Source organism: Nonomuraea dietziae, from assembly GCF_014195505.1.
Lineage (GTDB): Bacteria > Actinomycetota > Actinomycetes > Streptosporangiales > Streptosporangiaceae > Nonomuraea > Nonomuraea roseola.
In genome coordinates this window covers 6,146,569-6,158,418 of record NZ_JACIBV010000001.1, presented here as the reverse complement: position 1 = coordinate 6,158,418, position 11,850 = coordinate 6,146,569, and the positions used below count along the sequence as shown (strand labels likewise).

The window sequence follows — 11,850 nt, the reverse complement described above, 5'->3', positions numbered from 1 at the left end:
ACTAGTCAGCCAGGCGACTCTCAACCGTCGGAGCCCCATCCGAACCGATCGCCAGCGTGGCGCTCGGCCTTTAGGTCACCCACGACCTCGACATCGACGTCACCTGCCCTCGGCGCGACGATGCGACAGAGCGCGTCGCCCAGTTCGCCGCTCGCTTGCCGTCCATCCCCGCCATCGAGCATGTGGTGTAGCCGAGCGGTGAAAAGCGTTGGCGTAATGGTCCCGTGGTATCAGGGCGTGAAGTCGACGGAGTGCGCCCCCTGCGTCGAGCAGCGCCTCATAGAGGGCGTGGCTGCGGACGCGAGTCCCCATAATCCGGCCTGTCTTCCGTTACCGCGTCGATCCCCGGCCGCCGATCACCCTGTGTGGGGCGTCGGGTGTGGGGCGTCGGGTGTGGGGCGTCGGGTGTGGGGCGTCGGGTGTGGGGCGTCGGGTGTGGGGCGTCGGGTGTGGGGCGTCGGGTGTGGGGCGTCGGGTGTGGGGCGCCACGGCCCGAGGACGGGCCGGGCGCTGTCATGGCTATGAGGGGCACCGACACCTTGCCCTTCGGAACTGACTCAGCGACAACGGCCGCCAGGTCGTCCTGGAGAGGCGGTGCCGAGGTCGGCCGAGACGTATTCAGGGCATCCGGTGAACGTCAGGCGAGGGGTTGGACGGGATGCAGCAGGGGACGAAGCCGATCCCGGGGCCAGTCAGGGGAGGCTGTCCGGTGATAGATGACCCCGGAAATGCAGAAAGGGTCCCGCCATAAGGCGAGACCCTTTCATACAAAGATTGCGCGGCGGCGACCTACTCTCCCACACCCTCCCGAGTGCAGTACCATCGGCGCTGCAGAGCTTAACTTCCGGGTTCGGAATGTAACCGGGTGTTTCCTCTGCGCTATAACCGCCGCAACCCTATGAAACTGTCAAACACAGACGTGCTTGTTGTTTCAGAATTGCCTAGTGGACGCGAGCAACAGTGCTTAATGAAAAGCGTGCTTTGTGGTCAAGTCCTCGGCCTATTAGTACCGGTCAGCTCCACACGTTACCGTGCTTCCACCTCCGGCCTATCAACCCGGTCGTCTACCGGGAGCCTTACCCACTCACGTGGTGGGAGACCTCATCTCAAGGCGAGCTTCCCGCTTAGATGCTTTCAGCGGTTATCCCTTCCGAACGTAGCCAACCAGCCGTGCACCTGGCGGTACAACTGGCACACCAGAGGTTCGTCCGTCCCGGTCCTCTCGTACTAGGGACAGCCCCTTTCAAGTCTCCTGCGCGCGCAGCGGATAGGGACCGAACTGTCTCGCGACGTTCTAAACCCAGCTCGCGTACCGCTTTAATGGGCGAACAGCCCAACCCTTGGGACCTACTCCAGCCCCAGGATGCGACGAGCCGACATCGAGGTGCCAAACCATCCCGTCGATATGGACTCTTGGGGAAGATCAGCCTGTTATCCCCGGGGTACCTTTTAGCCGTTGAGCGACGGCGCTTCCACATGCCACCGCCGGATCACTAGTCCCAGCTTTCGCTCCTGCTCGACCCGTCAGTCTCACAGTCAAGCTCCCTTGTGCACTTACACTCGACACCTGATTGCCAACCAGGCTGAGGGAACCTTTGGGCGCCTCCGTTACTCTTTAGGAGGCAACCGCCCCAGTTAAACTACCCACCAGACACTGTCCCCGATCCGGATCACGGACCAGAGTTAGACGTTCAAAACGACCAGAGTGGTATTTCACCAATGACTCCACCCGAACTAGCGTCCGAGCTTCACAGTCTCCCACCTATCCTACACAAGACGTTCCAAACGCCAATGTCAAGCTGTAGTGAAGGTCCCGGGGTCTTTCCGTCCTGCTGCGCGTAACGAGCATCTTTACTCGTAGTGCAATTTCGCCGGGTCTGCGGTTGAGACAGCGGGGAAGTCGTTACGCCATTCGTGCAGGTCGGAACTTACCCGACAAGGAATTTCGCTACCTTAGGATGGTTATAGTTACCACCGCCGTTTACCGGCGCTTAAGTTCTCACCTTCGCTGTGTTGCCACAGCTAAGCGGTCCCCTTAACGTTCCGGCACCGGGCAGGCGTCAGTCCGTATACATCGTCTTACGACTTCGCACGGACCTGTGTTTTTAGTAAACAGTCGCTTCCCCCTGGCCACTGCGACCCCCACCAGCTCAGAAAGCTAGTTTCGTCACCAGCAGAGGTCCCCCTTCTCCCGAAGTTACGGGGGCAATTTGCCGAGTTCCTTAACCACAGTTCACCCGATCGCCTTGGTATTCTCTACCTGACCACCTGAGTCGGTTTAGGGTACGGGCCGCCACAACACTCGCTAGAGGCTTTTCTCGGCAGCATAGGATCATCCACTTCGCCACAATCGGCTCGGCATCACATCTCAGGATACGTACAGGGCGGATTTGCCTACCCTGCTCCCTACATGCTTACCCCAGGAACAACCATCGCCTGGGTTGGACTACCTTCCTGCGTCACCCCATCGCTTACCTACTACCCGATCGGATCGAGCGTTCAGCCTCACCACTTGTCCCGAAGGACGCTGCGGGGCTTAAGGACTCTTAGCATCACGAGGTTCGATATGGGCGTGTTAAAGCGGGTACGGGAATATCAACCCGTTGTCCATCGACTACGCCTGTCGGCCTCGCCTTAGGTCCCGACTTACCCTGGGCGGATTAGCCTGGCCCAGGAACCCTTGGTCATTCGGCGGCAGGGTTTCTCACCCTGCATTCGCTACTCATGCCTGCATTCTCACTCGCACAGCCTCCACAACTAGATCACTCTGCTGCTTCGCCGGCTGCACGACGCTCCCCTACCCATCAACAAGAACACGTTCTCATCAATGCCACGACTTCGGCGGTGTACTTGAGCCCCGCTACATTGTCGGCGCGGAATCACTTGACCAGTGAGCTATTACGCACTCTTTCAAGGGTGGCTGCTTCTAAGCCAACCTCCTGGTTGTCTCTGCGACTCCACATCCTTTCCCACTTAGCACACGCTTAGGGGCCTTAGTCGGTGATCTGGGCTGTTTCCCTCTCGACTACGGAGCTTATCCCCCGCAGTCTCACTGCCACGCTCTCACTTACCGGCATTCGGAGTTTGGCTGACGTCAGTAACCTTGTCGGGCCCATCGGCCATCCAGTGCTCTACCTCCGGCAAGAAACACGTGACGCTGCACCTAAATGCATTTCGGGGAGAACCAGCTATCACGGAGTTTGATTGGCCTTTCACCCCTACACACAGGTCATCCCCCAGGTTTTCAACCCTGGTGGGTTCGGTCCTCCACGAGGTCTTACCCTCGCTTCAACCTGCCCATGCGTAGATCACTCCGCTTCGGGTCTACAGCATGCGACTCAAACGCCCTATTCAGACTCGCTTTCGCTACGGCTCCCCCACACGGGTTAACCTCGCCACACACCATAACTCGCAGGCTCATTCTTCAAAAGGCACGCAGTCACATCACACACCAGCAAGCTGATGTAAGCTCCTACGGCTTGTAGGCACACGGTTTCAGGTACTATTTCACGACCCCTCACCGGGGCACTTTTCACCTTTCCCTCACGGTACTAGTGCACTATCGGTCATCAGGGAGTATTTAGGCTTACCAGGTGGTCCTGGCAGATTCACACAGGATTTCTCGGGCCCCGTGCTACTTGGGATCCCCTCAAACAGTCGACAAGGTTTCGCCTACCCGGCTCTCACGGTCTACGGCAGCCCTTCCCAGAGCTTTCAACTACCCCATCGATTTCTCACTGTTCGACCGATCGGCAGATCGATCAAGAGGGTCCCACGACCCCGAACATGCAACGCCTGCCGGCTATCACACATGCCCGGTTTAGCCTCATCCGCTTTCGCTCACCACTACTCACGGAATCACTGTTGTTTTCTCTTCCTACGGGTACTGAGATGTTTCACTTCCCCGCGTTACCACCAACCGCCCTATACATTCAGGCGGAGGCAACACCACATGACTGGTGCTAGGTTTCCCCATTCGGACATCCCCGGATCAACGTCTGGTTGGCGACTCCCCGAGGCTTAACGCAGCCTCCCACGTCCTTCATCGGCTCCTGATGCCAAGGCATCCACCGTGTGCCCTAAAAAACTTGGCCACAAAGATGCTCGCGTCCACTATGCAAATCTCAAACAACAAACAGCAACCAGCTCCAAACCACACCAAGATGGTTCTTCGCTAGCCCTGTATGAGGCGGAACAGAAGGATCAGGCCACCATGCGAAACCCGCAGCGGGTGGCCCCATGATCCGGTCCGTTTCCTCAGGACCCAACAGTGTGTCCGGCACCTCGTAACCCCTGTCACCCTCGTTCCCACTCCCGGCAAGCCGGGCGGTACCAGACGGGCAGCGATCACGCTGAACCGAGTAGCCAGTGCTCCACTAATGAGCTGCCGAGCATCAGACGTTCGCTGATGACCTCGACGTAGACCGATCAAGACCGGTCGCTGCTCCTTAGAAAGGAGGTGATCCAGCCGCACCTTCCGGTACGGCTACCTTGTTACGACTTCGTCCCAATCGCCAGCCCCACCTTCGACCGCTCCCCCCAGCAAGCTGGTTGGGCCACGGGCTTCGGGTGTTGCCGACTTTCGTGACGTGACGGGCGGTGTGTACAAGGCCCGGGAACGTATTCACCGCAGCGTTGCTGATCTGCGATTACTAGCGACTCCGACTTCATGGGGTCGAGTTGCAGACCCCAATCCGAACTGAGACCGGCTTTTAGGGATTCGCTCCACCTCACGGTATCGCAACCCTCTGTACCGGCCATTGTAGCATGTTTGCAGCCCAAGACATAAGGGGCATGATGACTTGACGTCATCCCCACCTTCCTCCGAGTTGACCCCGGCAGTCCCCCATGAGTCCCCAGCACGCCGAAGCGCCTGCTGGCAACATGGAGCAAGGGTTGCGCTCGTTGCGGGACTTAACCCAACATCTCACGACACGAGCTGACGACAGCCATGCACCACCTGTCACCCAGTCCGAAGAGGGCCACATCTCTGCAGCTTTCCGGGCGATGTCAAGCCTTGGTAAGGTTCTTCGCGTTGCGTCGAATTAAGCAACATGCTCCGCCGCTTGTGCGGGCCCCCGTCAATTCCTTTGAGTTTTAGCCTTGCGGCCGTACTCCCCAGGCGGGGCGCTTAATGCGTTAGCTCCGGCACGGAGATCGTGGAAGATCCCCACACCTAGCGCCCAACGTTTACAGCGTGGACTACCAGGGTATCTAATCCTGTTCGCTCCCCACGCTTTCGCTCCTCAGCGTCAGGTAAGGCCCAGAGAACCGCCTTCGCCACCGGTGTTCCTCCTGATATCTGCGCATTTCACCGCTACACCAGGAATTCCGTTCTCCCCTACCTACCTCTAGCCAGCCCGTATCCACCGCAGACCCGCAGTTAAGCTGCGAGCTTTCACGGCAGACGCGACAAGCCACCTACGAGCTCTTTACGCCCAATAATTCCGGACAACGCTTGCGCCCTACGTATTACCGCGGCTGCTGGCACGTAGTTAGCCGGCGCTTCTTCTGCAGGTACACGTCAACTTCGTCCCTGCTGAAAGAGGTTTACAACCCGAAGGCCGTCATCCCCCACGCGGCGTCGCTGCGTCAGGCTTTCGCCCATTGCGCAATATTCCCCACTGCTGCCTCCCGTAGGAGTCTGGGCCGTGTCTCAGTCCCAGTGTGGCCGGTCGCCCTCTCAGGCCGGCTACCCGTCGTCGCCTTGGTAGGCCACTACCCCACCAACAAGCTGATAGGCCGCGAGCCCATCCCCAACCGAAAAAACTTTCCACCACCACCCGATGCCGGGGGCGGTCGTATCCGGTATTAGACCCAGTTTCCCGGGCTTATCCCAGAGTCAGGGGCAGGTTGCTCACGTGTTACTCACCCGTTCGCCGCTCGAGTACCCCGAAGGGCCTTTCCGCTCGACTTGCATGTGTTAAGCACGCCGCCAGCGTTCGTCCTGAGCCAGGATCAAACTCTCCAAACAATGTTCGAGAATTTCTCCCGGCTGAAACATGAATGTTCCAACCAAAGGAATCCGTCCAATGGACGGGGTTGTGCATCATGCACTGGCTTTTAACACACTGTTGAGTTCTCAAGAAACGGACGCATTCACCGTCACCTGCCCGGTGGCACTCGCTTCGTTATGTCTCCATCTTAGCAGTTCGTCCGATTTGATGTCAAACCGGTCAGACTCGCTAGAATTTCGACCACCCCGCTTCCGGGGCAACCCCTCTAACTTACCAGCTCTTCAATCGATCCGCGAACCGATCTTCAGAACCGCTGCCCCAGAAGGGAGTGCCGACGTCCTGCGGTTCCGCCACCAGATGGTTGCGCCGCACCGCGTCGGCTTCTAAAGATTAGCAGCGCTCCCGAGCGCTCGGGACGCTAAACGTAGACTCGGCCAGGTGAGCAGCCACATCCCGCCTCTGGCGAAGAAGGTACCGAGCGAGCGCACCCATCACGGCGACACCGTGATCGACGAATACGCGTGGCTCACCAACAAGGAAGACCCTGACACGATCGCCTATCTCCAACAGGAGAACGACTTCCTCAAACAGGAGACCGGACACCTGGAGGAGCTCCAGGAGCAGGTCTTCCAGGAGATCAAGGGCCGTACGCAGGAGACCGACCTGTCCGTCCCCAGCCGCAAGGGCGCCTGGTGGTACTTCTCGCGCACCCAGGAGGGCAAGCAGTACGGCATCTCCTGCCGGGTCCCCGCCGAGGGGGACACGCCGCCGGTGGTCACCACCGACGGCACGCTCCCTGGCGAGCAGGTGCTCCTGGACGGCAACGAGCTGGCCGGCGACAGCGACTTCTTCTCGATCGGCACCAGCGCCGTCACGCCCGACGGCAAGCTCCTGGCCTACTCCACCGACTACAAGGGCGACGAGCGCTTCACGCTGTCCTTCAAGGACCTGCAGACGGGAGAGAAGCTCGCCGACGAGATCAGCGGCGTCTTCTACGGCGGCACCTGGTCGGCCGACGGCACCACGTTCTTCTACACCAGGATCGACGACGCCTGGCGTCCCTACCAGGTCTACCGGCACACCCTCGGCGACAGCGCCGACAACGACGTGCTCGTCTACGAGGAGAGCGACGAGCGGTTCTGGGTCGGCATCGGCCTGACCCGCAGCGAGAAGTACCTCGTCCTCGGCGCGGGCAGCAAGATCACCAGCGAGGTCCGCATCCTCGACGCCGACGACCCGACGGGCGAGTTCAAGGTCGTGCGCCCGCGCGTCACCGGTGTGGAGTACGGCATCGAGCACGCGGGCGACCACTTCTTCGTCCTGCACAACGAGAACGCGGAGAACTTCGAGCTCGCCACCGCGCCTCTCGACGACCCCGGTGTCTGGACACCGCTCATCGCCCACCGGGAGGACACCCGGCTGCTGGAGGTCGACGCGTTCGCCTCCCACGCGGTCGTCCACTTCCGCCGCGACGGCCTGACCGGGATCCGCATCCTCCCCTACCCGCTGCAGGACCGCGACGCGTACGAGATCGAGTTCCCCGAGCCGCTCTACGACGTCGGCCCCGCGGGCAACCCCGAGTTCACGACCGAGCGCCTGCGGCTGGGCTACACCAGCATGGTCACCCCGCCCAGCGTCTACGACTACGACCTCGAGACCAGGCGGCTGATCCTGCTGAAGCAGCGCCCCGTGCTCGGTGGCTACGACCCCGGCGAGTACGAGCAGTTCCGCGAGTGGGCGACGGCCGAGGACGGCACCAAGGTGCCGATCTCGATCGTGAAGAGGAAGGACGCGGGCAGGCCTGCCCCCACCCTCCTGTACGGCTACGGCAGCTACGAGACCTCCATCGACCCGAGCTTCTCCGTGGCCAGGCTCAGCCTGCTCGACCGCGGCTTCGCCTTCGCCGTCGCGCACGTGAGGGGCGGCGGCGAGATGGGCCGCAGGTGGTACGAGGAGGGCAAGCTCACCAGGAAGAAGAACACCTTCACCGACTTCGTCGCCGCCGCCAGGCACCTCAAGGCGACCGGCTGGAGCGACAGGATCATCGCGAGGGGCGGATCGGCGGGCGGCCTGCTGATGGGCGCGGTCGCCAACCTCGCACCCGAGGAGTTCGCGGGTGTGGTGGCCGAGGTGCCGTTCGTCGACGCGCTCAACACCATCCTCGATCCGACGCTCCCGCTGACCGTGATCGAGTGGGACGAGTGGGGCGACCCGCTGCACAACGCGGACGTCTACGCCTACATGAAGGGGTACTCCCCCTACGAGAACGTCGAGGCCAAGACGTACCCGCCGATCCTGGCGATCACCAGCCTGAACGACACGAGGGTGCTCTACCACGAGCCTGCCAAGTGGGTGGCGCGGCTTCGGGCCACCGCCCAGGGCGGCCCCTTCCTGCTCAAGACGGAGATGGGCGCGGGGCACGGCGGGCGCAGCGGCCGTTACGACGCGTGGAAGGAAGAGGCGTTCGCGCTGTCCTGGATCATCGAAAGGGGGACGAAGTGAGCTACATCGCGGCGCAGGACCGCTACGAGAAGATGCCGTACGTGCGCAGTGGGAGGAGCGGGCTCAAGCTCCCGCAGGTCTCCCTCGGCCTGTGGCACAACTTCGGCGACGACCGGCCGATCGAGAACTCGAGGAAGATCCTGCGCGCCGCCTTCGACCGCGGCGTCACGCACTTCGACCTGGCCAACAACTACGGCGTGCCGTACGGCTCGGCGGAGCGGAACTTCGGCGCCGTCTTCGCGCAGGACTTCCTGCCCTACCGCGACGAGCTGATCATCTCCACCAAGGCCGGGTACGACATGTGGCCGGGGCCGTACGGGGAGTGGGGCTCGAGGAAGTACGTGCTGGCCAGCCTCGACCAGTCGCTCCAGCGCATGGGCCTCGACTACGTCGACGTCTTCTACAGCCACCGTCCCGATCCTGAGACGCCGCTGGAGGAGACGATGGGCGCGCTGGACCGGGCGGTGCGCTCGGGCAAGGCGCTGTACGCGGGCGTCTCGAACTACTCGGCCGAGCAGACCACGCAGGCGGCCAGGATCATGCGCGAGCTCGGCACGCCGCTCCTCATCCACCAGCCGTCCTACTCGATGATCAACAGGTGGGTCGAGGACGGGCTGCTGGACACGCTGGAGGAGGAGGGCATCGGCTGCATCGTCTACTCCCCCCTCGCCCAGGGGCTGCTGACCGATCGCTACCTCGGCGGCGTGCCCGCCGACTCGCGGGCGGCGACGAGCAGGTTCCTGCCGGCCGAGAGGATCGACACGGAGCTGGCCCGCGACCTCGACGAGATCGCGTCGTCACGCGGGCAGAAGCTGGCTCAGATGGCGCTGTCGTGGGTGCTGAAGGATCCGAGGGTGACCAGCGTGCTGATCGGCGCGAGCAGCGTCGAGCAGCTGGAGGTCAACCTGGCCGCGGTGGAAGGACCCGCCTTCACCGAGGACGAACTCGAGCGGATCGACAAGCTCACGAGGCCGGCTTCGTCGCCCGCGTGAGCGCTGCGCCTTCCTCACAGGGCTTCGTGCCGCTGGAGGTAGGTGAAGGAGGCCCAGCCAGGCAGCACCGGCAGCCAGAAGGTGAGCAGCCGGTAGAGGAGCACCGAGGAGGTCGCGAACTCCGCGGGCACCCCCGCCACCGTGAGGCCGAGGGCCAGTGACGCCTCGACCGCGCCCAGACCGCCAGGTGTGGGCGCGGCCGAGCCGATCGCGTTGGCCGTCAGGTAGACGACCGCCACCGTGGTGAAGCTCGTGTCGCCGCCGAAGGCGCGCACGCACGCGTAGAGGCAGACCACGAAGGTCAGCGAGAGGCAGAGAATCCCGCCGAAGCCTTCGGCGATCTTGCGCGGCGACTGGAGGACGTCGAGCAGGCGCGGCACGACGTTGGAGAAGAGCGACTTCAGCCGTCTGGTGACCATGCGGCGCACCGGCGGCACGCCGAGCAGGATCACGATGAGCACCGCCACGGCGAGCACCGCGACGAGCAGCCCTCGGGAGGGGGCGAACGACGTGGTCGTGTTCGAGCCCGTGATGTAGGCGAACAGCAGCAGCAGCAGGATGTGGCTGGCCAGTCCGATGACCTGGGAGGCGCCGATGCTGGCGACGGCCAGCGCGGGTGGCACGCCGCGCTTTTGCAGGTAGCGGGTGTTGATGGCGACGCCGCCCACCGCGGGAGGGGTCACCAGCTTCACGAACGACGAGGCGAACTGCACGAGCACCGTACGGCCGAGCGGCAGCGGCTCCGGCACGAACCCTCTGATCATGAGCGCGGCGGCGACGAAGCTCACGCCCGACGCGGCCAGCGCGAGCACGCCCCAGCCCCATTCGGCCGTGGTGATGACCTGGAGCAGGTTGACCCTGCTGAGCTGGGAGAGCAGGAAGTAGGCGGCCAGCGTGCTGGCGATGATGGTGACGAGGGTGCGCGGCTTGAACCGCTCGAGCCGTACCTCCTCGACCTCGGCCTGCGGGGTCAGCGCCTCGATCTGCTCGCGGACGCCCGGGAGCAGCTCCTTGTTCTTCGACAGCGCCGCCCTGGTCTCCCTGGTCAGCGCGATGCGCTGGAGCAGGGGCAGCGCGCCGCCGAGGGCGTCGGGGCCGAGCACGCCCGCCGCCGCCCTGACCGAGCGCTCGGCGCCGACCCGCAGCGCGAGGTAGGTGAGCAGCTGGGCGATGTCGATGCGCAGCAGCAGGTCGCCGGCCGCCACCTCGCCGCTGCGCGGGTCGGTGAGGACGACGCGCCCTTCGCGGTCGAGGTGGATGCTGTCGCCGGTCAGCCGCCTGTGGGCCAGGCGCTGCATCTGCAGCAGCAGCACCTGCTCCCAGATCTGGGCGAGCAGGTCGTCGGTGATCTCGCTGTCGTCGAGCTGGTCGAGGGCGCGCGTCTCGAGGTGCTCGTAGGCCAGGAGCGCGGCCTCGGTGCCGATCTCGCTGGTGCCGAGCAGGCGCGGGGTGTTGGCGCCCGCCGCCTGGGTGGCGTAGGCCATGAGCGCCTCACGCTCCAGCTCCGCGCGCAGCGAGCGGATGGCCCGCCGTCTGGTCTCGGAGTGGAGTCTGATCCTGCGCCACAGCCGGTACGGCAGTCCCGCCACCTGCCTGTCGCGGTCGAGCACGGTGACGTCGAGGCTGGAGCCGTCGGACAGGCCGATGGCGTAGCGGCGGCTGCCCTGGTGGTCGTCGTCGATGCGCCTGGCGGAGATCGGCGAGAAGGACAGCTTGCGCAGCGCCGCGATGACGGCGTTGCCGGGTGGGCGCGTGTTCGGGCTGCCGACGCCGTACAGGGTGCCGTAGCCGACGGCCATGCCGAACAGGAGGGTGACGATGGCGCTCGGCAGCGTGATCTGCTTGCCGGTGAACAGCGAGAAGATCGACAGGGCGGTGACCGTCCACATCAGCGCGCGCCAGGTGGGCCTGCGCGAGATGCGGACGGCGGTGGCGTAGGCGATGACCGAGCTGAGCAGCGCGTTGAGCGGTTCGAGGTCGCGGGCGCCGGTGAGCAGCGTGGCCAGGTCGTCGGGGCCCGCCGTGACCAGCCACTGGCCGATCAGGTAGGAGCCCGCCATGCCGAGGATGGCGGCTATCAACCCCTCGGCCACGCGCAGCCCGTCGCGGTGGAAGACCCGCTCGACCGCGAAGGCGGTGGGCACGACGAGCACGGCGGCGCCACTGAGGAAGGTCGCGATGCCCGCCAGCAGGGCGGGGGCGCGGTCGGTGCCCTCGGTGACGTCCTGTTCGAGCCCGATGAGGGTCTGCTGGGCCACCAGCATGAGCAGGATGACCGCGCTCAGCACCAGGAGCGTGGCGAGGAAGCGCAGGGCGTCGGACGGCCGCCGCAGCCGCTGCGGGAGGAGCGGTTCGACGACGAAGACGACTGTTTCGTCGCGCGCCTCAGACACGGCCGG

The 11,850-nt window shown here is 63.7% G+C and carries 3 protein-coding genes and 3 rRNA genes; 2 read left to right on the top strand and 4 right to left on the bottom strand.

The genetic code is table 11. The features are described 5' to 3' along the window. Positions 1-776 precede the first annotated feature (776 nt). The 3 genes from rrf to FHR33_RS29565 all read right to left on the bottom strand — a co-directional run bounded on the left by rrf (position 777) and on the right by FHR33_RS29565 (position 5,974). Positions 777-893: ribosomal RNA gene (gene rrf / locus FHR33_RS29575) — 5S ribosomal RNA — on the bottom strand. A gap of 90 nt (positions 894-983) precedes the next feature. Beyond that, positions 984-4,094, bottom strand: a 23S ribosomal RNA gene (locus tag FHR33_RS29570). Between the two features lie 358 nt (positions 4,095-4,452). Next, positions 4,453-5,974: ribosomal RNA gene (locus FHR33_RS29565) — 16S ribosomal RNA — on the bottom strand. The 16S, 23S and 5S rRNA genes sit together here, the layout of an rRNA operon. Before the next feature lie 421 nt (positions 5,975-6,395). On the opposite strand from FHR33_RS29565, the gene FHR33_RS29560 reads away from it, so the two are divergent. Together FHR33_RS29560 and mgrA are read left to right on the top strand one after the other, a co-directional pair. Beyond that, a complete protein-coding gene (locus FHR33_RS29560) occupies positions 6,396-8,459 on the top strand; it encodes a S9 family peptidase (protein ID WP_183654485.1) in 2,064 nt (687 codons plus the stop codon). Then, a complete protein-coding gene (gene mgrA, locus FHR33_RS29555; RefSeq protein WP_183654482.1) occupies positions 8,456-9,451 on the top strand; it encodes an L-glyceraldehyde 3-phosphate reductase in 996 nt (331 codons plus the stop codon). The genes FHR33_RS29560 and mgrA overlap by 4 nt, the downstream gene beginning before the upstream one ends. Positions 9,452-9,465: 14 nt before the next feature. On the opposite strand, the gene FHR33_RS29550 is transcribed toward mgrA, so the two are convergent. Further along, on the bottom strand, positions 9,466-11,844 hold the full coding sequence (locus FHR33_RS29550) for a lysylphosphatidylglycerol synthase transmembrane domain-containing protein (RefSeq protein ID WP_312895774.1): 2,379 nt from the start codon (positions 11,842-11,844) through the stop codon (positions 9,466-9,468). Positions 11,845-11,850: the final 6 nt, after the last annotated feature.